General features: G+C 69.4%; 24 protein-coding genes. 17 read left to right on the top strand and 7 right to left on the bottom strand.

Annotated features, from left to right (window positions below; all coding sequences use genetic code 11):
- Positions 1 to 48 precede the first annotated feature (48 nt).
- Positions 49 to 678, top strand: coding sequence for a cytidylate kinase-like family protein (locus WG903_RS00120; protein WP_340072134.1), 630 nt, complete (start codon positions 49 to 51; stop codon positions 676 to 678).
- On the opposite strand, the gene xdhB is transcribed toward WG903_RS00120, so the two are convergent.
- Together xdhB and xdhA are read right to left on the bottom strand one after the other, a co-directional pair.
- Positions 675 to 2,978 carry a xanthine dehydrogenase molybdopterin binding subunit gene (gene xdhB / locus WG903_RS00115; RefSeq protein ID WP_340078172.1) on the bottom strand — a complete coding sequence of 768 codons (2,304 nt, stop codon included), beginning with the start codon at positions 2,976 to 2,978 and terminating at the stop codon, positions 675 to 677. The genes WG903_RS00120 and xdhB overlap by 4 nt on opposite strands.
- A 53-nt stretch (positions 2,979 to 3,031) precedes the next feature.
- On the bottom strand, positions 3,032 to 4,495 hold the full coding sequence (xdhA, locus tag WG903_RS00110) for a xanthine dehydrogenase small subunit (protein WP_340072133.1): 1,464 nt from the start codon (positions 4,493 to 4,495) through the stop codon (positions 3,032 to 3,034).
- Between the two features lie 42 nt (positions 4,496 to 4,537).
- On the opposite strand from xdhA, the gene WG903_RS00105 reads away from it, so the two are divergent.
- The 5 genes from WG903_RS00105 to WG903_RS00085 all read left to right on the top strand — a co-directional run bounded on the left by WG903_RS00105 (position 4,538) and on the right by WG903_RS00085 (position 11,176).
- Positions 4,538 to 6,043, top strand: a complete 1,506-nt coding sequence (locus tag WG903_RS00105) for an ABC transporter ATP-binding protein (RefSeq protein ID WP_340072131.1) — start codon at positions 4,538 to 4,540, stop codon at positions 6,041 to 6,043.
- Positions 6,036 to 7,100, top strand: coding sequence for an ABC transporter permease (locus WG903_RS00100; protein WP_340072130.1), 1,065 nt, complete (start codon positions 6,036 to 6,038; stop codon positions 7,098 to 7,100). Before WG903_RS00105 ends, WG903_RS00100 begins: the two co-directional genes overlap by 8 nt.
- On the top strand, positions 7,079 to 7,999 hold the full coding sequence (locus tag WG903_RS00095; protein ID WP_340072129.1) for an ABC transporter permease: 921 nt from the start codon (positions 7,079 to 7,081) through the stop codon (positions 7,997 to 7,999). Before WG903_RS00100 ends, WG903_RS00095 begins: the two co-directional genes overlap by 22 nt.
- A 36-nt stretch (positions 8,000 to 8,035) precedes the next feature.
- Entirely contained in the window at positions 8,036 to 9,205 is a 1,170-nt protein-coding gene (locus WG903_RS00090) for a BMP family ABC transporter substrate-binding protein (protein WP_340072128.1), read from the top strand.
- 117 nt (positions 9,206 to 9,322) lie between these two features.
- A complete protein-coding gene (locus tag WG903_RS00085; RefSeq protein WP_340072127.1) occupies positions 9,323 to 11,176 on the top strand; it encodes a PAS domain-containing sensor histidine kinase in 1,854 nt (617 codons plus the stop codon).
- Between the two features lie 3 nt (positions 11,177 to 11,179).
- Here the strand turns inward: WG903_RS00085 and WG903_RS00080 are convergent, their stop codons facing one another.
- Both WG903_RS00080 and WG903_RS00075 read right to left on the bottom strand, forming a co-directional pair.
- Positions 11,180 to 12,334: a sensor histidine kinase gene (locus WG903_RS00080; protein ID WP_340072126.1), complete on the bottom strand. Its 1,155-nt coding sequence runs from the start codon at positions 12,332 to 12,334 to the stop codon at positions 11,180 to 11,182.
- A 159-nt stretch (positions 12,335 to 12,493) separates the two neighbouring features.
- A complete protein-coding gene (locus WG903_RS00075) occupies positions 12,494 to 13,519 on the bottom strand; it encodes a VWA domain-containing protein (RefSeq protein WP_340072125.1) in 1,026 nt (341 codons plus the stop codon).
- A gap of 138 nt (positions 13,520 to 13,657) precedes the next feature.
- Between WG903_RS00075 and WG903_RS00070 the strand changes: the two genes are divergently transcribed.
- From WG903_RS00070 to WG903_RS00060, 3 genes are read left to right on the top strand one after another with little or no spacing between them, the layout of a single operon-like run.
- Positions 13,658 to 14,698 (top strand): GNAT family N-acetyltransferase, encoded by a 1,041-nt coding sequence (locus tag WG903_RS00070; protein WP_340072124.1) that lies wholly within the window; start codon positions 13,658 to 13,660, stop codon positions 14,696 to 14,698.
- 25 nt (positions 14,699 to 14,723) lie between these two features.
- Complete coding sequence (locus WG903_RS00065; protein ID WP_340072122.1) at positions 14,724 to 15,761, top strand: adenosine deaminase; 1,038 nt, start codon at positions 14,724 to 14,726, stop codon at positions 15,759 to 15,761.
- On the top strand, positions 15,754 to 16,074 hold the full coding sequence (locus tag WG903_RS00060; RefSeq protein WP_340072121.1) for a hypothetical protein: 321 nt from the start codon (positions 15,754 to 15,756) through the stop codon (positions 16,072 to 16,074). Before WG903_RS00065 ends, WG903_RS00060 begins: the two co-directional genes overlap by 8 nt.
- 46 nt (positions 16,075 to 16,120) lie before the next feature.
- On the opposite strand, the gene WG903_RS00055 is transcribed toward WG903_RS00060, so the two are convergent.
- Positions 16,121 to 19,162, bottom strand: a complete 3,042-nt coding sequence (locus WG903_RS00055) for a S8 family peptidase (RefSeq protein WP_340072120.1) — start codon at positions 19,160 to 19,162, stop codon at positions 16,121 to 16,123.
- A gap of 224 nt (positions 19,163 to 19,386) precedes the next feature.
- Between WG903_RS00055 and WG903_RS00050 the strand changes: the two genes are divergently transcribed.
- The 4 genes from WG903_RS00050 to WG903_RS00035 are packed head-to-tail and all read left to right on the top strand — an operon-like array spanning position 19,387 to position 23,102.
- The gene (locus tag WG903_RS00050) at positions 19,387 to 20,409 is read left to right on the top strand and encodes a BMP family ABC transporter substrate-binding protein (protein ID WP_340072119.1); all 1,023 of its coding nucleotides are present in this window, start codon (positions 19,387 to 19,389) and stop codon (positions 20,407 to 20,409) included.
- Positions 20,410 to 20,432: 23 nt separating this feature from the next.
- Positions 20,433 to 21,716 (top strand): guanine deaminase, encoded by a 1,284-nt coding sequence (guaD, locus tag WG903_RS00045; protein ID WP_340072118.1) that lies wholly within the window; start codon positions 20,433 to 20,435, stop codon positions 21,714 to 21,716.
- The gene (locus WG903_RS00040; RefSeq protein ID WP_340072117.1) at positions 21,713 to 22,258 is read left to right on the top strand and encodes a hypothetical protein; all 546 of its coding nucleotides are present in this window, start codon (positions 21,713 to 21,715) and stop codon (positions 22,256 to 22,258) included. Before guaD ends, WG903_RS00040 begins: the two co-directional genes overlap by 4 nt.
- A gap of 4 nt (positions 22,259 to 22,262) precedes the next feature.
- Positions 22,263 to 23,102, top strand: a complete 840-nt coding sequence (locus WG903_RS00035) for a 5'-3' exonuclease (RefSeq protein WP_340072116.1) — start codon at positions 22,263 to 22,265, stop codon at positions 23,100 to 23,102.
- On the opposite strand, the gene WG903_RS00030 is transcribed toward WG903_RS00035, so the two are convergent.
- The gene (locus WG903_RS00030) at positions 23,086 to 23,763 is read right to left on the bottom strand and encodes a hypothetical protein (protein WP_340072115.1); all 678 of its coding nucleotides are present in this window, start codon (positions 23,761 to 23,763) and stop codon (positions 23,086 to 23,088) included. The two genes, WG903_RS00035 and WG903_RS00030, sit on opposite strands and share 17 nt — an antisense overlap.
- Before the next feature lie 31 nt (positions 23,764 to 23,794).
- Between WG903_RS00030 and dcd the strand changes: the two genes are divergently transcribed.
- Positions 23,795 to 24,361: a dCTP deaminase gene (dcd, locus tag WG903_RS00025; protein ID WP_340072114.1), complete on the top strand. Its 567-nt coding sequence runs from the start codon at positions 23,795 to 23,797 to the stop codon at positions 24,359 to 24,361.
- Here the strand turns inward: dcd and WG903_RS00020 are convergent.
- Entirely contained in the window at positions 24,342 to 25,256 is a 915-nt protein-coding gene (locus WG903_RS00020) for a delta(1)-pyrroline-2-carboxylate reductase family protein (RefSeq protein ID WP_340072113.1), read from the bottom strand. The genes dcd and WG903_RS00020 overlap by 20 nt on opposite strands.
- A gap of 98 nt (positions 25,257 to 25,354) precedes the next feature.
- Here WG903_RS00020 and WG903_RS00015 point away from each other — a divergent pair, with 98 nt between their 5' ends.
- The 3 genes from WG903_RS00015 to WG903_RS00005 form a co-directional block, all read left to right on the top strand.
- Positions 25,355 to 25,636 (top strand): hypothetical protein, encoded by a 282-nt coding sequence (locus WG903_RS00015; protein WP_340072112.1) that lies wholly within the window; start codon positions 25,355 to 25,357, stop codon positions 25,634 to 25,636.
- A gap of 85 nt (positions 25,637 to 25,721) precedes the next feature.
- On the top strand, positions 25,722 to 26,045 hold the full coding sequence (locus tag WG903_RS00010) for a hypothetical protein (protein ID WP_340072111.1): 324 nt from the start codon (positions 25,722 to 25,724) through the stop codon (positions 26,043 to 26,045).
- 186 nt (positions 26,046 to 26,231) lie between these two features.
- Positions 26,232 to 26,924, top strand: a 693-nt coding sequence (locus tag WG903_RS00005) for an Ig-like domain-containing protein (protein ID WP_340072110.1), incomplete at its 3' end; no start/stop codon positions are given.

Below are 26,924 nucleotides of genomic sequence, written 5' to 3'. Positions count from 1 at the left end.
CCCCCTTGGCTCGTCCGTATCATGGCCCGTCCACCTAGGAGGGCCGAAATGGTTGCAACCGTAGTCTGCATTTCGCGCGCGATGTACACCGGGGCGGAGAACATCGCTCATGAAGTGGCGCAGGAGCTGGGCTTCCGCTACGTCGACGAGGAGATCGTCGAACGCGCCGCGCAAAAGCGCGGCCTCCAGGCGGCGGAGGTCGCCAGCGCCGAGCGGCGCAAGAACTTCCTGGTGCAGGCCCTCGAGGAGATCGCCGACCAGGGCTCGGACCTCGTGGCCTACTTCGCCAACAACAAGGAGGCCACGCGGCCCAGCGACGAGCTGCGCAACCTCATACGCCAGGCGATCCAGGAAACGGCCGACGAAGGCCGGGTGGTCATCGTCGCGCACGCGGCCTCGTACGCGCTGGCGCGGCGCAAGCAGGTGCTGCGCGTGCTGATCACGGGCTCCGAATTCGGCCGCGTCATGAAATGGGCGCCCACGGCCGGCGGCGCCAGCCCCACCGAGGCCGGCGAAGCCATCCGCGCCAGCGACGCCGCCCGCGCCGATTACCTGAGGCGCTTCTACGACGTCAAGCAGGAGTCGCCCTCCGACTACGACCTGACCGTGTCGGTGGATTCGCTCAAGCCCGCGAGCATCCGCGAGCTGGTCCTGCAGGCCGCGCGCCTGGTCGACTAGGCGCCCAGCGCCTTCAGCACGTTCTCGGCGGTCGCCGGCGCATCCATCTGCACCGGGCGGCCGTCGCCGCGCGCCTGCGCGACGGCCTCGCGGATCGCCTCCCACACGCTGATCGCCAGCATGAAAGGCGGCTCGCCCACGGCCTTGCTGCCGCCGACGTTGTCCTCGCGATTCGCCTCCGGCCACAGCTGGACGTCGAAATGCGGCGGCACGTCGCCGCTGGTGGGGATCTTGTAGGTGCTGGGCGCGTGCGTGGTGAGCACGCCCTTGTCGTTCCACACCAATTGCTCGGTCGTGAGCCAGCCCACGCCCTGGATGAAGCCGCCCTCGATCTGGCCGATGTCGATGGCGGGGTTCACGGGGGTGCCGACGTCGTGCAGGATGTCCACCGCCAGCACGCGCGATTCGCCGGTGAGCGTGTCCACCGCTACCTCGCTGCACGCCGCGCCGTAGGCGAAGTAATAGAAGGGCCGGCCCGTCAGCGTCGTCTTGTCGTAGTGGATCTTGGGCGTGCGGTAGAAGCCGTGGCTCCACAGCTGGATGCGGTTGGCGTACGCGGCCTTCACCACCTCGTCGAAGCTGCGCGTGTTCGCCGGCGTGATGACCTGGCCGCGTGAAAACCCGACCGCGCCCGCGCCGCAATTGTCCAGGCCCGCGACGAAGGCGGCGAGGTTGTCGCGCACGTTGCGCGCCGCGTACTGCGCCGCGCGGCCATTGAGGTCGGTGCCGCTCGATGCGGCGGTGGCCGACGCGTTCGGCACCTTGCTGGTGTCGGCCGCGGTGGAGCGCACGCGCTCGAAGGGCACGCCCAGCTCGTCGGCGACCAGCTGCGCGATCTTGGTGTTCAGGCCCTGGCCCATCTCGGTGCCGCCGTGGTTCACCTGCACGCTGCCGTCGGTGTACACGTGCACCAGGGCCCCGGCCTGGTTGAAGAGCGTGGCCGTGAAGCTGATGCCGAACTTGACGGGCGTGATCGCGAGGCCCCGCTTGATCACGGGGCTCTTCGCATTCCACGCGGCGATGCGCCCGCGCCGTTCGCGGTAGCGCGAATGCTCCTCGAGGCGTGCGATGAGCGGCGCGAGGATGTTGTCCTCGACCTTCATCTGGTAGTGCGTGACGTTGCGCTCGGCCACGCCGTACAGGTTGCGCTTGCGCACGTCCAGCGGGTCGAGCGCCAGGGTTCGCGCGATGTTCCCCAGGATCGCCTCGATGAGGATCACGCCCTGCGGCCCGCCGAAGCCGCGGAAGGCGGTATGGCTCTGCACGTTCGTCCTGCAGCGATACGAGACGATTTCCACGTCCGACAGGAAGTACGCGTTGTCGGTATGGAAGATCGCGCGGTCCGCCACCGGCCCCGACAGGTCCGCCGAGAAGCCGCAGTTGGCGTACATCTTGACCTTGAGCGCCGTGAGCAGGCCCGAGTCGTCGAAGCCCGCTTCCCAGTCGTAGGCGAAGGGGTGGCGCTTGCCGGTGACGAGGAAGTCGTCGTCGCGGTCCAATCGCATCTTCACGGGCCGCCCGCACTTGTGCGCCGCGAGCGCCGCCCAGACCGCGAGGTGGCCGGCCTGCGTTTCCTTGCCGCCGAAGCCGCCGCCCATGCGCCGGCATTCCACCGTGACCGCGTTGTTCTCGATGCCCAGCGCATGCGCCACCCAGTGCTGCACCTCGCCCGGGTGCTGCGTGCTGGAGTGCACGTGCCAGCCGCGCTGCTCCTTCGGGATGGCGTAGGCCACCTGGCCTTCGAGGTAGAAGTGCTCCTGCCCGCCCACCTCGAACTGGCCCTGCAACCGGCGCTTCGAGCGCGCGAGCGCCGCGTCGGCATCGCCGCGCCGCACCGTGACCGGCGGCAGCACGTAGCTTTGCTGCGCGTGCGCCTCGCGCGGCGTGAGGATCGCGGGCAGGGGTTCGATGTCCAGCACCACCTTGCGCGCGGCGCGGCGCGCGTCCATCACCGTGTCCGCGACGACGAGGCCGATCACCTGCCCGACGTGGTTCACCTCGCCCTGCGCGAACACCGGTTCGTCGTGCACGAAGGTCGCGAGCACCGGGTCGCCGGGGATGTCGCGCGCCAGCACCACGTCGCGCACGCCGGGCATCGCCAGTGCCGCGGCGACGTCGACGCCGCGCAGCTTTCCGCGCGCCACGGTCGACAGGATGGGCGCGGCATGGAGCGTGCCCTTGATCTCGGGGATGTCGTCGATGTAGGTCGCCGTCCCGCTGACATGGGCGCGGGCGCTCTCGTGCGCGAGCGGCACGGCGACCGCCGGCGAGTGCTGCGTGCGCGCGTGCGGCGACTCCATCGCCGGGGCGATGTTGCGTTCGCCCAGGTCGCTGGCCGCCTTGTCGCGCATGTTCATGCGGCGCTCTCCAGCGCGAAGGACTCCAGGTTGATGTTCGCGACGCCCTGCGACTCGAGCCAGAAACGCTGCATGAGATTTCCCAGCACCTCGCTGCGATAGGCGGCCGAGGCGCGCATGTCGGTGATGGGCTGGAACTCGGTCCGCAGTTCCTGGCCCGCGGCGAGCGCGGTCGCCTGCGACCACTGCCTGCCCTTCAGGAAGGCTTCCGTCTTGCGGGCCCGCGCCGGTGTCGCCGCGACGCCGCCGGCGCCGATGGAAACAGAGGCAACCTTGCCGTCCTTGATGTGCAGCGAGAGCGCCAGGCACACCGCGCTGATGTCGTCGTCGAAGCGCTTCGACACCTTGTACACGCGCATGAACTCGCCCGCCTGCGGCTTCAGCACGCGGATGCGCGCCACCACCTCGTCGGGCGCGAGCAGGTTCTTGCGGTAGCCCGTGTAGAAATCCTCCACCGGCATTTCGCGTTCGCCGCGCGTGCTGGCCAGTGCGACCTTGCCGCCCAGCGCGATGACGAGCGGCATCGAGTCGCCGATCGGCGAGCCGTTGGCGACGTTGCCGCCCAGCGTGCCCGAGTTGCGGATCGGCAGGCCGGCGAAGCGGCTGGCGAACACCTTCAGCTGCGGCCGGTCCGCGACCAGCGCGGCGTAGGCATCCTCCAGCGGAACGGCGGCGCCGATGAAGACCTCGCCGGGGCCGTGCTCGATGCGCCGCAGTTCCTCCACGCGCGTGACGTCCAGCACCTGCGCGAAACGCATGTGCATCTTGGTGACCCACAGGCCCACATCGGTGCAGCCGGCGACGACCTGCGCCCGTGGATGGTTCGCGCGCAGGTGCATCAGCTCCTTCATCGTGCGCGGCGCCATGTAGGTGGCGTCTTCGATCGCGCCTTGCGGCCGCACCAGCCGCAGCTGCGCCAGCAGTTGTTGCTCGTCGATGCCGTCGGCGCGCCAGTGCTTCATCGTCTGCGCGGCATCGAGGATGGGGCGGTAGCCGGTGCAGCGGCACAGGTTGCCCGAAAGTTCTTCCTGCGCCAGTTCGCGCGTGATGGTGCCGCCGCGCGCGACGTGGTTCTGGTACATGCCGAACAGGCTCATCACGAAGCCCGGCGTGCAGAAGCCGCACTGCGAGCCGTGGCAGGCCACCATCGCCTCCTGCGCCGGATGCAAGGTGCCGTCGGCGTTGGCGATGTCCTCGACCGTCCACAGCGCCAGGCCGTCGACCGAATGCGCCAGGCGGATGCAGGCGTTGACGGCGCGGTAAGTCATACGACTGCCATCGGCCTCGCCGGTGACGACGGTGCACGCGCCGCAATCGCCTTCGCCGCAGCCTTCCTTGGTGCCGGTGAGCCCCAGGTCCTCGCGCAGCACCTCGAGCAGCGTGCGGTCGGGTGGTACATTGGGCAGCGCCACGACTTCGCCGCGCCGGATGAATCGGATCGTGCGTGTTTCCATGGCCATGTCCAGTATGAACCAAGAAGGACGAAACGAGGAGAAGGGCGGTTGAGCACCCCGCGGCTGCAACTGGAGGGCATCACCAAGCGCTATCCCGCCGTCGTCGCCAACGACGGCGTGTCGCTCACGGTGATGCCGGGCGAAACGCACGCGGTGCTGGGCGAGAACGGCGCGGGCAAGTCCACGCTGATGAAGGTCATCTACGGTGCGGTGAAGCCCGACGAAGGCGCGGTGCGCTTCAACGGCCAGCCGGTCGCCATCCGCAGCCCGCAGGAGGCAAGGAAGCGGGGCATCAGCATGGTGTTCCAGCACTTCAGCCTGTTCGACACGCTGACCGTCGCCGAGAACGTGTGGCTCGGGCTCGCGAAGAGCCTGTCGCTCGCCCAGGTCACGCGCGACATCGAGGCGAAGGCCGCCGAGTACGGGCTGGACATCCATCCCTCGCGCCACGTGCACACGCTGTCGGTCGGCGAGATGCAGCGCGTGGAGATCATCCGCGCGCTGCTGACGAACCCGCAGCTGCTGATCCTCGACGAGCCGACCTCGGTGCTGACGCCGCAGGCCGTCGAGAAACTGTTCGTGGTGCTGAAGAAGCTGGCGGCCCAGGGCTGCAGCATCCTGTACATCAGCCACAAGCTGCACGAGATCCGCGAGCTGTGCACCGCGTGCACCGTGATGCGCGCGGGCAAGGTCACGGGCGTGTGCGACCCGCGGCAGGAGACGAACGCGTCGCTGTCGCGCCTGATGATCGGCGCCGAGCCGCCGCAGCTGGAGCACCACGACCGCCAGCCCGGCGAGGTGGCGCTGCGCGTCGACAGCCTGTCGCTGCCGCGGCGCGACCAGTTCGGCGTGGACCTCGAGGGCGTGTCGCTCGAGGTGCGCGCCGGCGAAGTGGTCGGTATCGCGGGTGTCTCCGGCAACGGCCAGCAGGAGCTGCTGCTGGCGCTGTCGGGCGAAGATGCGCGCGCGCAGCCCGATGCGATCGCGGTGCTCGGGCGCGCATCGGGGCGCCTGGGCCCCGCGCAGCGCCGCGCGCTCGGCCTGCACTTCGTGCCCGAGGAGCGGCTGGGCCGCGGAGCGGTGCCCACGCTCTCGCTCGCGCACAACCTGATGCTCACGCGCACCGAGGCCGTGGCGCACGGCTGGATCTCCACCGGCACATTGAGGCAGCAGGCGCAGGACATCATCGCGCGCTTCAACGTCAAGGCCGGCGGGCCGCACGCGGCGGCGCAATCGCTGTCGGGCGGCAACCTGCAGAAGTACATCGTCGGCCGCGAGATCGACGCGAAGCCGAAGCTCCTGATCGTCTCGCAGCCGACCTGGGGCGTGGACGTGGGCGCCGCCGCGCAGATCCGCGGCGAGCTGCTGGCGCTGCGCGACGCGGGTTGCGCGGTGCTGGTGGTCAGCGAGGAGCTCGAGGAGCTGTTCGAGGTCTGCGACCGCCTGTACGTGATCGCCAAGGGGCGCCTGTCGCCGTCCATCGCGCGCCGCGACGCCACCGTGCAGCGCATCGGCGAGTGGATGAGCGGCCTGTGGAGCGAGGCGCATGCTTAGGCTGGAGCAGCGCCCGCAGCCCTCGCGCGCGTGGAGCGTGGCCTCGCCCTTGCTGGCGCTGCTGCTCACCATGGTGATCGGCGTGATCCTGTTCGCGGCGCTGGGCAAGGACCCGGTGCGCGGGCTGCAGGTGTTCCTGTGGGAGCCGGTGAGCTCGCCGGGCCGCATCGGCGAACTGCTGGTGAAAGTGACGCCGCTCTTGATCATCGCGCTGGGCCTGGCCGTGTGCTTCCGCTCGAACGTGTGGAACATCGGCGCCGAGGGCCAGTACGTGATCGGCGCGCTCCTCGCGGGCGGCGTGGCGCTGCTGGCGGCCAAGGACACGACGCGCTGGATCGTCGTGCCCATCGTCTTCGCCGGCATCGCCGGCGGCATGCTGTGGGCCGGGGTCACGGCCTTCCTGCGCGACCGCTTCAACGCCAACGAGATCCTCGTGAGCCTGATGCTGGTGTACGTCGCCGAGCAGTTGCTCAATTACATGGTGTTCGGCCCGTGGAAGGACCCGCAGGGCTACAACTTCCCGCAAAGCAAGACCTTCGAAGCCGTGACAGAAATCCCGCGGCTGATGGCGGGCTCGCGCGTGAGCGTGGGCATCGTGATCGCGCTGGTCGCGGCGGCGGCGCTGTGGGTGTTCCTGTTCCGCACGCGCGCGGGCTTCGCGCAGCAGGTCGGCGGCCTGGCGCCTAACGCCGCGCGCTACGCAGGCTTCTCGTCGCGGCGCGCGCTGTGGACGGCGCTGCTGGTGTCGGGCGGCGCGGCGGGGCTCGCCGGCGCGTTGCAGGTCGCCGGGCCCATCGGCCAGCTCACGCCTTACGTGCCCGAAGGCTACGGCTTCGCGGCGATCATCGTCGCTTTCGTCGGCCGCCTGCACCCGGTGGGCACCGTGTTCTCCGCGCTGCTCATGAGCATGTTCTACATCGGCGGCGAGCTCGCGCAATCGCGCCTGGGGCTGCCCAAGTCGCTCACCGGCGTGTTCCAGGGCCTGCTGCTCTTCACGCTGTTGGCCTGCGACACCTTGATCGCCTACAGGATCCGATGGACGCGTACGCATTCCTGATCGCCGCCACGCTCAACGCCGGCACGGTGCTCGCGCTCGCGGCCATCGGGCTGTTGATCAACGAGAAGGCCGGCATCGTCAACCTCGGCGCCGAAGGCATGATGCTGTGCGCCGCCATCGCGGGCTTCGCGGCGGTTGTGCACACGGGCAACGACTGGCTGGGGTTCGCCGCGGGCATTGCCGTGGGCGCCGGCCTCGCCGCGATCTTCGGCGTGCTGGTGATCTGGCTCAACACCAACCAGTACGCCACGGGCCTGGCGCTCAGCCTGTTCGGCGCGGGCTTCTCCGCGTTCGCCGGCATCAAGTACGTGCAGGAGAAGCTGCCGGAGCGGCCACACTTCGAGATCCCGTTCCTCGCGGACATCCCCTTCTTCGGTCCCGCGCTGTTCAAGCAGCACCCGATGGTCTATTTCGCGATCGCGCTGGTCGTCGCGCTGGTCTGGTTCCTGGACCGCTCGCGCAGCGGGCTGGTGATGCGCTCGATCGGCGAATCGCCCTCGTCGGCGCACGCGCTGGGCTATCCCGTGCGGCGCATCCGGCTGCTGGCGGTGGTCGCCGGCGGCGCGCTGTGCGGCCTGGCCGGCGCCTACATCTCGGTGATCTACACGCCGCTGTGGGTCGAGGGCATGGTGGCCGGCAAGGGGTGGATCGCGCTGGCGCTCACCACCTTCGGCACCTGGCGGCCGCTGCGCGTGCTGCTCGGCGCCTACCTCTTCGGCGGCGTGACCATGCTGCAGTTCCACCTGCAGGGCACGGGCGTGGACATCCCCAGCCAGTTCCTGACCATGCTGCCGTATATCGCGACCGTCGTGGTGCTGGCCCTGATCTCGCGCAACCCGGCGTGGATCCGGGTGAACATGCCCGCGTCGCTTGGAAAACCCTTCTATCCCGGCTCATAATCCGCGCTTGCCCCCAACCCTCGGAGAAGGACCCTCATGGACATGAAGAAACGTTCGCTGCTGAAACTGGCGGCGCTCTCGGCCGTCGCGGCCGGCTCCCTCGTCGCGTGCAGCAAGAGCGAAGCACCGGCACCGGCCCCCGCTCCCGCGGCCACGCCCGTCGCCTCCGCGGCCGCTCCCAAGCCCGAGCCGCTGAAGATCGCCTTCGCCTACGTCGGCCCGGTCGGCGACGGCGGCTGGACCTTCGCGCACGACAACGGCCGCAAGGCCGTGGAGAAGGAATTCGGCGACAAGGTGGTCACGAGCTTCGTCGAGAAGGTGCCCGAGGCCGCCGACGCCGAGCGCGTGTTCCGCGACATGGTGTCGCAGGGCAACAAGCTCATTTTCGGCACGACCTTCGGCTACATGGAGCCCATGCTCAAGGCCGCCAAGGACAGCCCGAACGTCAAGTTCGAGCACGCCACCGGCTACAAGAACGCCGACAACCTGCGCGCCTACGACAGCCGCACCTACGAAGGCGCCTACATGGCCGGCGTGATCGCCGGCAAGATGACCAAGACCAACACGCTGGGCGTGGTCGGCTCGATCCCGATCCCCGAGGTCGTGCGCAACATCAACAGCTTCACGATGGGCGCGCAGTCGGTGAACCCCAAGGTCAAGACGCGCGTGGTGTGGGTGGGCGACTGGTTCAACCCGCCGAAGGAAACCGAGGCGGCCACGTCGCTGATCAACGGCGGCGCCGACGTGCTGATGCAGAACACCGATTCGTCGGCGGTGCTGCAGACGGCCGAGAAGATGGGCAAGCGCGCCTTCGGCTGGGACAGCGACATGTCCAGCTACGGCCCGAAGGCGCACCTGGGCTCGGCCATCATCAACTGGGCGCCGTACTACGTGTCGTCAGTGCGCGAGGCGCTCGAGGGCAAGTGGAAGACCTCACCCACGAAGATCTGGTGGGGCGTGAAGGAAGGCTCGATCGACTTCGTCTCCGTCGCGGCCGACGTGCCCGAGGACGCGAAGAAGAAGCTCGACGAAGTGAAGGCGGGCCTCAAGGGCGGCACCTTCTCCATCTGGAAGGGCCCCATCGTCGACAACGCCGGCAAGGAAGTCCTGGCCAAGGACAAGGTCGCGGACGACGAGTGGCTGGGCGGCATCAACTTCTACGTCAAGGGCGTGGAAGGCAAGGTGCCCGGCGGCGAGAAGAAGTAGGCAAGACAGTCAGGCAACTGCAGGGGGCCGTCCGCAAAGGGCGGCCCCTTTTTCATGGGTGGCATGCGTGCAAACCATGCCCTGCTCATCCATGGGGGCAGCGCCACAATGGAGGGCATGCCTCCCGCAGTTGCAGCATCGCTCCAGGATTCCGGCCTGCTTGCCGCCATCGCGCAGGAAACCGACGACGCGATCTTCTCCAAGGACGCCCAGGGCCGCTACCAGTTCGCCAACCGCGCGGCGCTGGAGGCCATCCGCCTGCCGCTGGGCCAGGTGATCGGCCATACCGACGCCGACCTGCTCGACGCCGACATCGCGCGCCGCATCATGCAGGTGGACCAGCGCGTGCTGGGCCGTGGCGAGACGGTCGAGGTCGAGGAGGGCATTCCGGGCGCGGACGGCACGCTGAGCTACTGGTCGTCGCGCAAGGCCCCGCTGCGCGATGCGCAGGGCCGCATCGTCGGGCTCATCGGCATCGCCCGCAACGTCACGGCGCGCAAGCAGGCCGAGCTGCGCGCCGACGCCGACCGCCTGAAGCTGCAAATGGCGATCCAGGCGGCGGGGCTCGTCACCGCGGAGATCGACTACCGCACCAACCAGAACCACATCTCGGGCGAACTGGCGCGGCTGATGGAGCTGGGCGACGGCCCCATGGTCGTGCCGCGCCAGGCCATCTTCGACCGCATCCATCCCGACGACCGCGAGCGCTACCTCGAAGCCATCCGCCGCACCACCGCGCCGGGCAGCCACGGCCACCTGGCCATCGACGTGCGCGCGCTGATGCCCAGCGGCACACTGAAGTGGCTGCACATCGTGCTGCAGGTGACCTTCACGGAGATCGACGGCGAGCTCAAGCCGGACCGCGGCATCTGCGCGGCCGCCGACGTCACCGAGAAGATGGTCGCCGAGCGCAAGATGCGCACGGCGCAGCGCATGACGGAAGGGGTGATCGAGAACGCCGGCGCGCTCGTGTGGGCCAAGGACCTCGAGGGGCGCTTCATCCTGTCCAACCAGGCCTGGCGGCGCCTGCACGGGCTGACCGAGGAAGCGGCGCGCGACATCACCGACGACGTCGTGTTCGGCCCGCGCATCGCCGCGCAATTGCGCGAGAACGACCGCCGCGTCATCGCGAGCGGCGAGCCGGTGGTGGTGCACGAGAAGGCCGAGGTGCACGGGCGCAGCGTCACCTACCGCTCGCACAAGTTCCCGCTGTTCGACGAGGCGGGGCGCGTCCATGCCGTGTGCGGCGTGTCCACCGACATCACCGAGGTGGTCGAGGCCGACCGGCGCAAGGACGAATTCATCGCCACGCTCGCGCACGAGCTGCGCAACCCGCTCGCACCCATCCGCAACGGGCTGGAGATCCTCAAGCGCCTGCCCGACGTGCCGGCGCAGGCCGGCAAGGTGCGCGACATGATGGACCGCCAGCTCGCGCACCTGGTGCGGCTGGTGGACGACCTGCTGGACGTCTCGCGCATCACTCGCGACAAGCTGGAAATGCGCATGAAGCCGGTGACGCTGCAGGAGATCGTGGACCACGCGGTGGAATCGAGCCGCCCCGCCATCGACGCATCCGGCCACACGCTGCAGGTGCAGCTGCCCGGCCGGCCGATCCGCATCGAGGGCGACCTCACGCGCCTGGCGCAGGTGGTGAGCAACCTGCTGAACAACTCGGCGAAGTACACGCCGCCGGGCGGGCGCATCGACGTGAATGCGCGCTTCCAGGGCGACCACGTGTGCATCGAGGTCACCGACAACGGCGCCGGCATCGCCGCCGACAAGCTGCCGCACGTGTTCGACCTGTTCTCGCAGGTGGACCGCACCATGCACCAGGCGCAGGGCGGGCTGGGCATCGGGCTGTGGCTGGTGCAAAAGCTCGTCGAGATGCACCGGGGCAGCATCACCGCGAAAAGCGCCGGCCCCGGCAAGGGCAGCACCTTCACGCTGAAGCTGCCGGCCGCGCTGGGCTGAACCCTACAGGTCGCCGGGCGGCAGGTGGATGGCGCGGTGGCGCGGCAGCGTCATCACGAAGGTGCACCCGTGGCCGGGCCGGTCCTTCACCGTGAGCGTGCCGCCGTCGGCCTCGACGCTCTGGCGCGCGATCGACAGGCCCAGCCCCAGGCCCGACCGGTCGGTGTTGCGCTGCGTGAACGGCGAGAACATGCGCTCGATGCTGCCGTGCGCGAGGCCGCCGCAATGGTCGCTGACCTCGATGCTCACGGACGACCCGTAGGCCGACGCGGCGAGGCTCACTTCCGTCCCGGGCGCCGTGAACTTGAAGGCGTTCTGCAGCAGGTTGGCCAGCGCGGCCAGGATGCGCTCGCGATCCGCGTTGACGAAGACTTCGGGATCGACGGTCCCGACGGTCAGCGTGCATCCGCTGGTGGACGCATACAGCTCCGCGGCCCACGCCGCGTCCGCGATCAGTCCCGCAACCGCGAAGACCTCCCGGCTGGCGTGGTTGGACGTGCGCTCGCGCACTTCCTCCACGGCCGAGCTGATCAGCCGCGTCATGGAGGCCAGCGAGCGCTTGAGGACGGCGCCGGTGGCGCCGTGGATCGGCAACCCCCCGGTTTCCAGCGCGGCCATGGCGAGGGTCGCTGACGACAGCGCGTTCCTCATTTCGTGCGCGAGCGACCCGATGCGCCGCTCCAGCGCGAATTCGCGCTGGCGCTCCACCGCCATCTCCTTCTGGTAGCTGAACTCGGTGACGGCGTCCGCGATGGCGTTGTCCAGGCAGCGGTTGAGGGTGCGGAACTCGTCCACGCCGAAGGGCGCGTCGCGCTCGACGGCGAGGTCGGTGATGGCCTGGCACAGGTCGCCGTAGTCGTGCACCACCTGGTCGACCGTGAAGCCGAGTTCGAGGAGCTGGCGCCCGTGCGCCGTCGCGCTGACGCCGATTTCCGAGAGGTTCGAGGCGGCGCCGCCGGCGGGGCCCGAAATCTCCAGGCTTTGCCGGCCGTCGAAGCCTTCCTCGGCCATCAGCGTGCGCTGCAGCTGCTCGAGGAAGATGGGGATGCCGTTGCGCAGCTGCGCGTCGGTGGCGGAGCGGTGGGTGCGTTGCGCCACCTTGGTCTTGCAGCGCTCGATCAGCTCGGCGCGGTTGTTGGAGATGAAGGTGTGCATCATTCCGCGGTTCCTCCAGGGGGAGTGCATGCCGGGCGGCATGCGGTGCGGAAGCACAAGAAAGGCTGGGCGCCAACCGGCTAGGGGCACGAGGGGAGCCGGACCCTCAGCATACGCCCCTGCGGGCGTTCCGCTTGCGGAAGGGACATTGCCCTGCGTGCATCAAGAGCGGAACCATGTCACGGACAACGCGCCGGCCGCGAAGAGCAGCAGCGCGGCGGCAAGCGCGAGCAGGCCGGAAAGTTCCGTCTCGCGCGTGTCCACTTCCATGCGCGAGCCGAGGTTCTCGTACACCATGCGCAGCTTCTCGGCCGTGCCTGCGTGCAGGTATTCGCCGCCCGTCATGCGCGCGACCTCGCGCAGCGTCGGCTCGTCCAGCTGCAGGTAGATCGCCATGCCTTCGGGCAACATGGCCGAGCCGTCGGCCGTGCCCAGGCCCACGACGTAGATGCGCACGCCGCGGTCGGCGGCCAGCTTCGCGGCTTGCAGCGTGTCGATGCCCGTGGTGCGGCGTCCGTCGCTCAGGAGGATGATGGCCGCGGACTTGTACGAGCCTGGCGCGACCGGCGTGAACGCCTTGGGCGGCGGCTTGTTCTTCGCGTCGATGCCGCGCCCGTACTTCGCGCGCAGTGTCATCTCGCCGACGTCGATGGCGTGGTCCGGGAAGAGCTCGGCGACGCTCAGCGCGATCGCATCGCCCACGGCGGTGCCCAGTTGCATCTGGAAGGCGTCGATGGACTTGACCAGCGCCTCGCGGTCCAGCGTGGCGCGCTGCGCCACCTGTCCGCTGCCGGCGAAGGTGACCAGGCCCACTTCGATCTCGCGCGGCAACTGGCGCAGGAAGACCTTGGCGGCGTCCTGCGCGGCGGCCATGCGCGTCGGCTTGACGTCGGGCACGCGCATGCTGAGCGACACGTCGATGGCCAGCATCACCGTGGAGCGCGCCCACGGCAGGCGCACCGAAGCAACGGGACGGCAGGCGGCAAACAGGAGGATGGCGCAGGCGGCGAACACCAGCGCCGGCGGCACGTGGCGCTTCCAGCCGGCGCTGCCCGCGCGGCGCACGCTGGCGACGTTGCTGTAGCGAAGCGCGTGCTTGCGCCGGCGGGCCAGCAACCACAGGTAGGCGAGCAGCAGCAACGGCAGCGCTGCCATCAGCCAGAGAAACTGGGGCCACAGGAAGGACATGGAGGTGCCTCGCCGGACTGCTTCCATCGTACTCCGATGTAGGAAGCAGTGCAGTGGCGCCGTGCGCGGTCCCGGGCGAGCAATTCCCTGTCGCAAAGGCTGACAGTCCAAATGCCAGCGCGTGCGCATACTCGCGCGGTGGCCGCCATTCACCCGTTTCCCCCGCACCGCGAAACCGACCTCCTCCCCGACCCGGGCGCGATCGGCCATGGCGCGCCGGCGGCCAACGACGCGGCCGTCGACCCGCTTGCCCCCACGGTCTTCCACGAGCACTGGTGGCTGGACACCGTCACGCGCGGCGGCTGGCAGGCCGCCGAAGTGCGCAGCGACGGCAAGCTGGCCGGCTGGATGCCCTACGTGCTGTCGCGCCAGCGCGGCTTTCGCGTGAGCGTGATGCCGCCGCTCACGCACCTGCTCGGCCCCGTGGTGCCCGAAGGCAGCGGCAGCTCGAACACCCGCTGGTTGCGCCGGCTGGGCATCCTTCAGGAGCTGGCGGCGCAGCTGCCGCGCGTGGCCCACTTCTCGCAGACCTTCCACCCCGACACGGCCGACGTGCTCGCCTTCCAGTCGCGCGGTTTCGAGACCTTCACGCAATTCACCGCCGAAGTCGCCCCGGCCACGGAGGCCCTGCTGTGGTCGCACCTGCGCGACAAGACCCGCAACGTGATCCGCCGGGCGCAGGAGCAATGCCGTGTCGAGGCGATGGGCGACCCGCACGAGTTCCTGCGCTTCTACCTCCACAACCTGGAAGCAGCGGGCGAGCGCTTCTACTTCGACCCGTCGCTGCTGGTGCCCTTGGTGGAGGCGGCGCGATCGCGCCACCGCGGGCGCGTGCTCGTGGTGCGCGCTCCGGACGGACGGCCGCTCGCGGCCGTCTTCTACGTCTGGGACCGCCGTCGCCTGTGGTACTTCCTGTCCACGCGGGACCCGAAGGACGGCCACAACGGCGCGGTGAGCCTGCTGGTGTGGCGCGGCCTGCAGATGGCGGCGAAGCACGGCCTGGTGTTCGACTTCGACGGCGTGGCGGGCGAGGGCGCCTGCCGGTTTTACGGCAGCTTCGGCGCACGGTTCGTTCCGCGCCTGGCGGTCTGGCGCCGCAGCCCCGGCTACGCCTTCTTCCGCAGCGCGATCGAGCTCGTGCGCGGGCGCTCCGGGCGCAACCCGTTCGTCGCGCCGTGACGTCGCGCGGGCGTATGCTTGCGCCATGGCCACCATCCCGAACATCCCCGCCGGGCGGCTGCCGCAGCTGCTGGCGCGCATGCCCAAGGCGGAGCTGCACATCCACATCGAAGGCTCGCTCGAGCCGGAACTGATCTTCGAGATGAGCCGGCGCAACGGCGTGGCGATCCCGTACGCGAGCGTCGACGAGCTGCGCCGCGCCTATGCCTTCACCAACCTGCAAAGCTTCCTGGACATCTACTACGCCGGCGCCAGCGTGCTGCTGAAGGAGCAGGACTTCTACGACATGGCCATGGCCTACCTGAAGCGCGCGCAGGCCGACAACGTGGTGCATGCGGAGCTGTTCTTCGACCCGCAGACGCACACCGCGCGCGGTGTCGCCATGGAAACCGTGATCAACGGCCTGCACCGCGCCACCGTCGACGGCGCGAAGCAGCTGGGCGTCGATGCGTCGCTGATCCTGTGCTTCCTGCGGCACCTGTCCGAGCAGGACGCGTTCGAGACGCTGGAACAGGCGCTGCCGTGGCGCGACAAGTTCATCGGCGTCGGCCTCGACTCGAGCGAGGTCGGCCACCCGCCCGAGAAGTTCGCGAAGGTCTACGCGCGCTGTCGCGAGCTGGGCCTGCACCTCGTTGCGCATGCGGGCGAGGAAGGGCCGCCGGCCTACGTGTGGACGGCGCTGGACCTGCTGAAGGTGGAACGCATCGACCATGGCGTGCAATCGACGAAGGACCCGGAGCTGGTGAAGCGGCTGGCGCGCGACCGCATCCCGCTCACCGTGTGCCCGCTGTCCAACCTGAAGCTGTGCGTCTTCCCGAAACTCGAGATGCACAACATCCCGCAGCTGCTGGAGGCGGGCCTGGTGGCCACGGTCAATTCCGACGACCCGGCGTACTTCGGCGGCTACATGAACGAGAACTTCGTGCAGACATTCGCCGCCACGGGCATGGGCGCGCGCGAGGCGTACCAGCTCGCGAAGAACAGCTTCGACGCGAGCTTCGTCGACGCGGCCGCGAAGCGGCGCTACACCGACCGGCTGGACGAGGCTTTCGCGAATGCTTGAGGCGATCGTCCTGGCCCTGTCTATCGTGGTACCACCCGAAGCCGAAACCGTCGTCAACGCCGCCATCGCGGACGTGTCGCGGCGTTTCGCGATGAAAGCGCGCGTCGTGAGCGTGGAGCGCGTGACGTGGCGCGACGGCAGCCTCGGCTGCCCGCAACCCGGCATGAACTACACCCAGGCGCTGGTGCCGGGCTGGCGCATCGAGCTTGCGGTGGGCAGCCGCTCGTTCCTCTACCACGCCAGCGAACGCGGGCGCGTCGTCAATTGCCCGCCCGGCCGCGCGAAGAAACCGCTTCCCGACTCGCGCACATGAAAAAACGCCCGGCATGCCGGGCGTTTTCCTTGGGGCCGCGTGCCCTTTACGGGTCGACGCGGATGATCGTCGGGGCCGGCAGCGACGGCAGGCCGGTGTACGCGACCGAGCCGAGGTACTTGGTGCCCGGGGTCAGGCCCGTCGTGCCGATCGTGACCGTGCCGTTGGTGCCGGCGACGATCTTGGCGGGCAGCGTGGCCGTCATGTTCCCCGCGTTCGCGGTGCCCAGCGCCCAGGTGTGCAGGTTGAAATTCGACGAGCCACCCGGCGTGTAGTAGCCCACGATGCGCACCGTGTACGTCCCGGCCGGCGGGTTCACGAAATCGACGTGCTCCTCCGCCGTCACGCCGCCGCTGCCGCCGATCGTCTCGCCGTTGAAATCGATCTCCATGTCGAGGTCGGTGTCGGCGACGTTGATGTCGCTGTCGAAGAGCGCGAAGCGCACGAACGTCGTGCCGGCCGGGATCGTGACCGGGATTTCCAGCACGCCGTCCTGCGCGACCGTGCCCGGCGTCTTGGTAGCCGGGATGAGGCCGCGGGGCGTGGCCTTCAGCGCGGTCGTGGTGACGCCGAAGCGGACCGGGTAAGAGCCGCTCGCCTCGGCGGGCACGGCCAGCGCGACGGGTTGCACGACGACGGGCAGCTTCACCTTGTGCTTGTTCTCGGTGAGCACGAGCCGCCCGGATGCGTACGCCTGCAGCGGCGCGTTGGCCCGCGAGAAGGTCAGCGTGAACTGGCCGGTCTGCCCCGGCGCGAGCTTGAGCTTGCTCGGGGTCATCGTCACCTTGACGCCCTTCAGGCCTTCCAGCTTGGCGGTGTAGGTGGTGGCCACGCTGCCGACGTTGGTGGCGCGCCGCACGACGGTCTGCGTGCCGGCGAGTGCGCCGATCGCGATCGACGGGACGTTGACGTTCGACGGGTGCAGCGACGGCACGCCCGTGCAGTCGGCGAAGAACTCGCCCAGGCCGCACAGCATCTGGACCCATTCGTCCACGTCGGAGTCGAACACCAGGCCCGGGTCCAGCGCCGCCTTCGGGTTCACATGGCCCGCGCCCTGCGCGAAGGCCACGTTCGGGTCGGTGGCGGGGCCGTCGAGCACGTCGGTGGCCGTGGTCATCAGCGCCGACTTGATCATCATCGGCGACCAGTCGGGGTGCAGCTGCTTGAACAGCGCCGCGAGGCCGGCGACGTGCGGGCTGGACATCGAGGTGCCGCTGTACAGGTCGAAGCTGCGGCCCTCGTTGCCGGGGGGCGCGACGGCCGCCAGGATGTCCTGGCCCGGCGCGACGAGGTCCGGCTTGAGCAGGTTGCCGCCCGCGGCCAGCGACGGGCCGCGCGACGAAAACACGGCCATCTGCGGGGCCGGCACGTTGAACACCAGCGCGCTCTGCGCGATGCTGGCCGTCGGGTTGGAAACCGCGGCGGCGAACAGCGCGTCGTGCGCGGCGACGTCGAGGTGGACGGTGGGCACGGAGTGCACGTCGGCGTTGGTGCTGTTGGCGCTGGTGTTCACGAGGACCATGCCCACGCCGCCGGCGTCGGCCACGGCCAGGCTCTTGTTGACGCGCGCGGTCACGCCGCGTTCGCACAGCACGACCTTGCCGGCCACCTTCGTCGGGTCCAGCACCGCGGTGCCGCCGTTGTCGATGGCCGCGTAGCACAGGCGCACCATGTCGGCATCGGCGCCCGCCATCGCGGCGTCGGCCGCCCTGATCAGCGGCGCGCTCACGGCCGTCGCGAACGACGCGCCGTTGTACGTGACGCTGTTGACGGTGACGCTGCCCGTGCCCGTGCGGTTGTGCGTGCCGGCGGCGACGGTGGTCACCCAGGGGCTCGGGTGTTCGACCGTGCTCGCGTCGGGGCCGTCGTTGCCGGCCGATGCCGCGACGAACACGCCGCTGGCCGCCGCCTCGAGGAAGGCGATCTCCGTGTAGTCGAGGAAGGTGTCCTGCGAGCCGCCGACGGAGAAGTTGATGACGTCGACACCGTCGGCGATGGCCTGCTCGATGGCGATCAGGCTGTCGGTGCCGAAGCAGCCGCCGCCCAGCTCGGTGGTCGACCAGCACACCTTGTACGTCGCGATGCGGGCGCGCGGCGCGATGCCGCTGATCGAGCCCATCGCGGCGGCGGGGCCGGTGATCGTGACGTTGGCGTTGCCGCCCGCGGTGCTCGACGTGTGCGTGCCGTGGCCGCCCCAGTCGCGCGGCGACAGGTACTCGTACGGGAAGAAGCTGGCGATGGCGGCGTCGCCGCCCCAGGCCGCGTTGAAGTAGCGCGCACCGATCAGCTTGTTGTTGCAGTTGCCGGTGGTGAAGCTCGCGCCGGCGATGCACTCGCCCGTCCAGCCGGACGGCGCCGCGGTGTAGACCGTCGTCGTGCCACCGTGGCTCGGCTTGCCTTCGCCGTCGACCTTGTCCGCGAAGCTGTTGCTCTCGGGCGTGATGCCGGAATCGATCACGCCGATCACGATGTCCTCGCCCTTGGCGCCGCTGGTCTGCCAGAGACCGGTGGGGCCCGACAGGCCGAGGAAGCCCGGCGTGGAGGCCGTGTGCGGCTGGCGCAGCGTGTCCTTCACGACGGAGCGCACGCCCTTGGTGGCGCGCAGCTTCTGCACTTGCGCGTCGGTCAGTTCGGCGGCGAAGCCGTTGAACGCGTAGCCGTAGTCGTAGACCTTCTTGCCGCCCCCGACGCTGCTGAGCACGGCGTCGTGCCGCGCCTTCAGGTAGTTCACGTAGCTCACGACCGCGGCGGACTTGCGGTTGATCTTCTTGCCCTTGCCGGCGTGCGTGGCGGCCAGGTTGTTGATGCCGCCCTTGTAGCTGATGGCCGGCGGCTCCTTCAGCTGGACGACCCACAGCTTGTTGCTGAATTTCGGCGCGACCTTGCGCGCAATCTTGCGGCCGTCGTCATTGGCGGCCTGTATCGACGGTGTCAGGCTGGCCGCTTGCGGCGTGCCGAAGCTGTCGGCTTCCGCCTCCAGCATCGCGCTTTGCGGCTCCTGGGGATCGCTGCCTCCGCCGCACGCCGCGAGCAATGCGGCGGCGAACGCGGACAGCAGGGCCAGCCGCGGTTTCTTCAATAGCATCATGGGATCGACTCCTGGTGGGCACCCGGTCGGCTTGTGGCCTGCCCGGGACTTCGGGGTGGTGCGCGGCCCCCTCCCGGCGGCCGCGAAGCCGGATTCGGACATACCGCTGAGGCAGGGTCAAGGGTGGGAACCCCGTTCATAGCTCTGCATTTACAATCGCGTAACAACGCTGTGCCCCCAGCGTGTTTTTTTTCGATGCATTTGGGGCCATGTAGAGGACCACCATGTACAAAAACCTCGCCGCCACGCTGGCCGTGGCTGCCTCGTTTTCCCTTGCTCCCGCGTTTTCCCAGACCCCGCTGAAGGTGGGTTTCGTGTATGTGGCGCCCGTCACCGACACGGGCTGGGTGCGCCAGCACGACGAAGGCCGCAAGGCCGTCGAGCAGGCGTTCAACGGCAAGGTGAAGACCACCTTCGTCGAGAACGTGCCGGAAGGCCCCGACGCCGAGCGCGTGATCCGCGACCTCGCGCAGCAGGGGCACCAGCTGATCTTCACGCCCAGCTTCGGCTACATGGAGCCGACGCTGAAGGTCGCGAAGGATTTCCCCGACGTGAAGTTCGAGTCGATCACCGGCTACAAGGGCGCGCCCAACGTCGCGACGGCGAACGCGCGCTACTACGAGGGCCGCTACCTCGCGGGCATCGTCGCCGGCCGCATGACGAAGTCGAACGTCGCGGGCTACGTGGCGGGCTTTCCCATCCCCGAGGTGCTGCAGGGCATCAACGCCTTCACGCTGGGCATGCGTTCGGTGAACCCGGGCGCGCAGGTGAAGGTGGTGTGGCTGAACGCGTGGTTCGATCCGGCGCGCGAGCGCGACGCGGCGATGACGCTGTTCAACGAAGGCGTGGACGTCGTCGCTTTCCACACCGCGTCCGACGCCATCATGCGAGCCGCGCAGGAGCGCGGGAAGATGGCGGTGGCCTACCATTCCGACATGCGCAAGGCCGCACCGGACGCGCAGATCGCGGCAGTCACCCATCACTGGGGCGAGTACTACGTGCAGCGCACGAAGGCCGTCGTCGACGGCAGCTGGAAGGCCGGCAACGTGTGGGGCGGCGTGAAGGAGCGCATGGTGCGCATCGAGGGCTTCGGCCCCAAGGTGCCGAAGAAGGTGCAGGAAGAGGCCCTGGCGCGCCAGAAGGACATCGCGTCGGGCAAGCTCAAGCCGTTCGGCGACCTCACCGACGAACAGATCCTGAAGATGGACTACCTCGTGCCCGGCGTGCTGGGCAAGATTTCAAGGTAGCCACCCGGTGACAGAATGCGCGGATGCAAGCCTTCCGCGCCGCCATCCTTCGCTTCTCCGAAGACCGGCGCGCGGTCTATGAGGAAGACGGACTGCTGGTCGTCGGGCCCGATGCCGGCGGCCGGCAGGTGGTGCGCGCCGTCGGTGCATACGCGGCGCTCGGACCGAACTACCCGGGGCTGAAAGTCACCGAGTTTCCCGGCCGCATCGTCGCGCCGGGCTTCATCGACCTGCACATCCACTTCCCGCAGCTGGACGTGATCGGCTCGCCCGCCGACGGCCTGTTGCCCTGGCTGGAGAACTACACCTTTCCGCACGAGGCGCGTTTCGCCGACGCGACGCATGCCCGCGAGCTTGCCGGGTTCTTCTGCGACGAGCTGCTGCGCCACGGCGTGACCACCGCGCTGGCCTTCGGCACCTCGCATCCTTCGTCGGTCGACGCGTTGCTGGCCGAGGCGCAGCGCCGCGGCTTGCGCATGATCGCGGGCAAGGTGCTGCAGGACCGCCACTCGCCCGACGGCGTGCGCGACGACACCGAGGAGTCGCTGGTGGACACCGAGGCGCTCATCCGCCGCTGGCACGGCGTGGACCGCCTGGGCTACGCCATCACGCCGCGCTTCGCACCCAGCTGCACCGACGCGCAATTGCGTGGCGCCGGCGAGCTCGCGGCGAAGTACCCCGATGTGTGGATCCAGTCGCACGTCGCGGAGAACCGCGACGAGGTCGCGTGGGCCAGGCAGCTCTTTCCCCAGGCGCGCAGCTACCTCGCGGTGTACGAAGGCTTCGGGCTGATGCGCGAACGCGCCATCTACGCGCATTGCATCCACATCGACGACGAGGACCGGCGCCTGATGAAGGCCACGGGCGCCGCAGCGGCGGTGAGCCCCACCAGCAACCTGTTCCTGGGCAGCGGCTTCTTCGACTACGAGGGCGCCGAACGCATCGGCTTTCGCTACGGGCTGGCCAGCGACGTCGGCGGTGGTACGAGCTTCTCGCCGTTCCACACCATGCTCGCCGCGTATTACGTGGCGCGCGAAGGGCAGACCAAGCCCGGGCTGTCCCTTTCGCCGCAGCACCTGTGGTGGCAGCACACGGCGGGCGCCGCGCAGGCGCTGGGCCTGGACGGCGTGATCGGCAACCTGTCGCCGGGGTGCGAGGCGGACTTCGTCGTCATCGACCCGAAGGCGACGCCGCTGCTGGCGCGCAAGACGTCGATCGCGACGAACCTCGACGAGCTGCTGTTCGCGCTCATCGTGCTGGGCGACGACCGCGCCATCGAGCGCGCCTTCATCGAAGGGCGTGCGTGAGCTTCGCGGCGTTCGATCCCGCGAACGACGAGGACGGTCTGCCCATCGTGCTGCGCGAGCCGCGGCAGTCGTGGCGCGCGAACGTGTTCTGGGGCCTGGGGCTCGGCTTGCCGGCGCTCTTGCTGCCGCCCTTTGCGGGTGCGGAGGCCGACTGGCTGGAGAAGGCCGGGACGATGCTGGTCGGTGCGGGCTGGATGGCCTTCATGGGCGCGAACGCCTGGCGCAACTGGGGCCGCACCGTGCGCTGCGACATGGAGACGATCGCGGTGGCGCAGGCCTTTGCGTCGCGCACGATCCCGCTCGCGGCCGTTGCGAGCATCGAGCGCGAGGACGTGCGCCAGAGCCTGCGCGACTTCGACAACATCGGCGTGTCCTGGCGCGAGCGCGCGCGGCAGATGGACACCACGGCCCCGATCAACATGTACGTGCTGCGCGACGCCGCGGGCCAGACGCTGCTGCGCATCGACGAGGAGATGGAGCCGCCGCAGGCGCTGGCGCGTTTCGTCCAGCGCGTGCAGCGACAGGTGCGGCGCGCCCGCTAGCCGCATGGTCATCGACCTCGTCGACGGCACCTACGAGCTCTTCCGGCACTTCTACGGCCTGCGCCGATTCACGAAAGGCAAGGACCGGCCTTTCGGTGCGGTCGCCGGCGTGCTCAACGGCATCCTGGAGATGCTCGAGCGCGAGGCCACGCACGTGGGCGTCGCCACCGACCACGTCATCGAGTCGTTTCGCAACGGCCTGTGGCCCGGCTACAAGACCGGCGAGGGCATCGAGCCGGCGCTGTGGGCGCAGTTCCACCCGCTCGAAGAGGGCCTCGCCGCGATGGGCGTTGCCGTGTGGCCGATGGTGGACCTGGAAGCCGACGATGCGCTCGCCAGTGCGGCGCACATCGCGGCGCAGGATGCGCGCGTGGAGAAGGTCCTGATCTGGACCCCCGACAAGGACCTGGCGCAATGCGTGCGCGGCGAGCGCGTGCTGCAGGTGGACCGCAAGTCGAAGCAGATCCGCGCGGCGAAGGACGTGCGCGCCAAGTTCGGCGTCGATCCCGGGCACATCCCCGACTGGCTGGCGCTGGTGGGCGACAGCGCGGATGGCTACCCGGGCATCGAAGGCATAGGCACCGTCACGGCGGCGCGTCTCGTGAACCAGCACGGCGCCATCGAATCGTTCCCGCCGCAGGTGCTGGGCGAACGCCGTGCGGAAGCCCTGCTCTTCAAGCGCCTCGCGACGCTCGTCACGAACAAGCGCCTGTTCCGCAACGTCGACACCCTGCGCTGGCGCGGGCCGCGCAGGCAGTTCGCGGCATGGACGGAGCGCATCGAAGCGCCCCGGCTGCTCGAGCGCGCCCTGCGCGTACAGGCGCTGGTCAAGGCCCGATCGTGACGGCGGGCCGCTCGACGGCCAGTCGCTGCCAGTCGACCTCCACGATGTCGGGCGCGTCCGGATCGTCCTTCGCCGCATCGGCCACCGTCACACCGGTGATGCCGAAGCGCGCCATGTCGGCCGCGCGCAGCGCATAGAAGCTCTCGACGTCGTACGGCGGGATCTTGGCGAACCAGGCGACGTAGCCATCCACGCCGACGCGGCGGTAGAAGATGGCCTCGCGCCGCGCGAGGTCGCGCGCTTGCGCCATCAGCGGCTCGTCCCACTTTTCGCGGCCGGTCTGCGCCAGCCACAGCACGTGCGTCATGTTGCCGTGCCAGCCGATGGCGCGCGCGTGGCCCAGGCGCTTGCCGGCTCCGGCGGGGAAGACGTAGTTGGCGCACGAAGACCAGCAGGCCTTCGGCACCTCGACGTCCAGCTGGCGGTCGCGGATGGCGTCGGCCATGTCCAGCGCCGGCCCCACGAGGCCGCCGAAGGAGGTGATCACCACGCGCTTGATGGCGGGGTCGCGCGCGAGCTCGACGAAGCGGGCGGCGGATGGCGGGTCGATGCGGCCGTCGAAGACGATGGCGTCGCCCGAGGCCTCGACGCGCGTGGGGGCGGGTTGGGCTTGGGCCAGGCCGCAAGCAGCCAGGAGGGCGAGTGCAAGGGGGCGGATCACGCCACCTAGAATAAGGGCAGGAGAGCGCAAGATGACGATCAAGAGCGACAAGTGGATCCGCAGGATGGCCGAGGAGCATGGCCTGATCGAGCCCTTCGAGCCCAAGCAGGTCCGCCAGGTGGATGGCCGCAAGGTGATCAGCTACGGCACCTCCAGCTACGGGTACGACATCCGCTGCGCGCCGGAGTTCAAGGTTTTCACCAACATCCACAGCACGGTGGTGGACCCGAAGAACTTCGACGAGAAGAGTTTCGTCGACTTCCACGGCGAGGACTGCATCATCCCGCCCAACAGCTTCGCGCTGGCGCGCACGCTCGAGTACTTCCGCATCCCGCGCAACGTGCTGACCATCTGCCTGGGCAAGAGCACGTATGCGCGCTGCGGCATCATCGTCAACGTCACGCCCTTCGAGCCGGAATGGGAAGGCTACGTGACGCTGGAGTTCTCCAACACCACGCCGCTGCCGGCGAAGATCTACGCCGGCGAAGGCTGCGCGCAGGTGCTGTTCTTCGAGAGCGACGAGGTCTGCGAGACCAGCTACAAGGACCGCGGCGGCAAGTACCAGGGGCAGAAGGGCGTCACGCTGCCGAAGGCGTAGCGCGCAGCGCCACGCGGGCCGCGGCGAGGTCCCAGCCGGCCCAGCCGCAGCTCTTGAACAGCACCGGCCCGCGCGCGCCGGGGCGCGCATCCAGCACATCGCGCAGCGTGGGGAACGACGCGACCTCGAGGCCGGCCTGGATCAGGTCGCCCGCTTCGTGGACGGCTTCGGGCGTGTCGACGACGACGCGGCCGTGCGCTGCGCACTCGCGGCACAGTTCCGCCCCGAGCTCCACCATGTGTGGCGTGAAGGCGCCGACGGCAGCGATGAAGACATCCCCGCGGGGCAGCGAGCGCAGCACGACGCCGTTGGCGGGCGTGCATGTCACGATGAGCGGGCAAGGGGCCGATGCCGGGTCGGCGACCGTCGTGGCGCGTGCCCCCAGCGCGCGGGCGTGAGCGGCCAGCGCCTGCGCGCTCGATGCGCTGCGTGAGGCGATGACGACCTCGCGCACGCCCAGCACTTCGATGAAGGCCTCGCAATGCGCGCGGCCCTGCGCACCGGCGCCCACGACGAGCAGCGGCCCTTTCGCATCGGGCGCCAGGGCCTGTGCGGCAAGCGCAGAGACGGCCGCCGTGCGCCGCGCCGTCACCGTCGGGCCATCGAGCACCAGGCGCCGCTCGCCCGTGGCCACGTCGAACACCACGACGTCGCCCTGGATGGCGGCGCGCGGCGTGCCGGCATTGGCGGGCGTGAAAGTGATGAGCTTCGCCATCGCCACGCGCGCATCCGCGGCGGGCATGACGAACAGACTCGCGCCGCCGGCCAGCGGCTGCACGATGCGTGGCGGCACCTGCACGGATGCGTCGGCGAGCAGGGCGCGCAGTTCGTGCACGAGGCGCGGATAAGGCAGGCGCGCGGCGGTGGCGTGGGCGTCGAGGAGCGAGGCGCTCATGAGGGCATTTTGTCCTACGTCCCGTTGCGACACGAGGCGTCTGCCTACGTGCAGCCGCGCGCCCTAGCATCGATCCAGAAGTACAAGGAGTCCGCACCATGCTGCCCCCCCTGCTCGACAAGACCCAGCCGTCCCCCGCCGACAAATGGCTCTGGGCGCTGCTCGGGTTCCTGGTCGTGGGGCAGGTGGTGGCGCTGTGGATGCTCTGCAGCCAGCAGGTGCACAAGGCCGAAGTGCGCGAAGCCGAGTTGCGCCTCGCACGCAGCGCCTTGCGCGACGACTGCGCACCGCGGGGCGGCCATGCCACCTGCCTGCCGGCCGCCGCCGCGCAGGCCAGGCGCCAGGGCGACGTGAACGCCGTCATGGCGGCGCTGCGCTGACCGACCGCCGGCGCTGCGCGCGTCCGACACGCTGACTCAATCCGCACCGACTGGGCGCCGCCGCGGCGCTTCCTACAGTCGATGCATGAACACCAACGCCGTCGCCAGCACCACGGGCCTCGCCCAGGATTTCCGCGTCCTGCCGCCGCTGGAGCCCTGCGACGCTTCGCTGCTGGCGGACGAGATGCGCTACTGCCCCACGCAGCTGCTCTCGGCCTTCGCGCTGCTGATGGCCGGCCACGGCCGCGCGGTATGCACGTCGATGATGCTCGGCGACCGCGAGTACGCGATGCTGCAACTGGCGCGCGCGCACACCATCAGCGACCCGGAGCTGCGCGGCGTGACCGCGCGCCTGTTCGCCTACTTCGACGACGCGCACGCGCTACCGCCCGTGGGGCTGCGCGCCTGATCGTTGTATTGGCACAAATCCACCTAGCGTTTTCCCCGAGCGCTGTTACAAATCCCGGGGCCTTTCGGTCGCGGATTGGGGGTTTTGGGAGAAATCTGGCACGCCCCGTAACTCAGCCGTTGTAACCATTTGACTCCACCTGTTACTCTCCTCGCTTCGCAGTAATTCGCAAAGCAGAGGGGCATCATGGCGGCGTTCGACATCACTCTTTCCCTTTCCGACGATACCGGTTCGTCAAGCACCGACTTCATCACCAACGAAACCAGCCAGACGCTTGGCGGAACTTACCGGGCGTTGGGCACCGACGAAATCGTGAGGGTCCAAGTCGATGGAGGGGGCTGGACAACTGTGGCCGCCGGGGGCACGGGTCCGAGCACCTGGAGCCTTCCCGTTACTCTGGTGGGGGGGACGGGCACGATCGAGGTCCAGATCTACGACACGGTGCTGCTCAACACCGTCGGCTCGACGATCAACCAGTTTTACCAAGTCGACCAAAGCGCCCCCTCCGCGCCTGGCACGCCCGACATGACCACGGGCACGGACAGCGGCTCCTCGGACACGGACAACAAGACCAGCAACACGACGCCCACGTTCACGGGCACGGCCGAAGCCAATGCGCTGGTCGAGCTGTTCGACTCCGACGGCACCACCTCGCTGGGCACGGCCACGGCCGACGGGTCGGGGAACTGGTCGATCACCAGCAGCACGCTGGGCGAAGGCTCGCACACGCTGACGGCCAAGCAAACGGACGTGGCCGGCAACACGAGCGTGGCATCCGCTGGCCTGGCGGTCACGATCGACACGACGGCACCGGCTGCGCCCAGCGCGCCGGACCTGACGGCGGGCACCGACAGCGGCTCCTCCAGCACGGACGACCTG

Origin of the sequence: Ramlibacter sp. PS4R-6 (genome assembly GCF_037572775.1) — a bacterium.
In the GTDB taxonomy this organism is placed as follows: domain Bacteria; phylum Pseudomonadota; class Gammaproteobacteria; order Burkholderiales; family Burkholderiaceae_C; genus Ramlibacter.
Note: the sequence above shows the minus strand (reverse complement) of the source record. Positions and strands in the feature narration are given on the sequence as shown.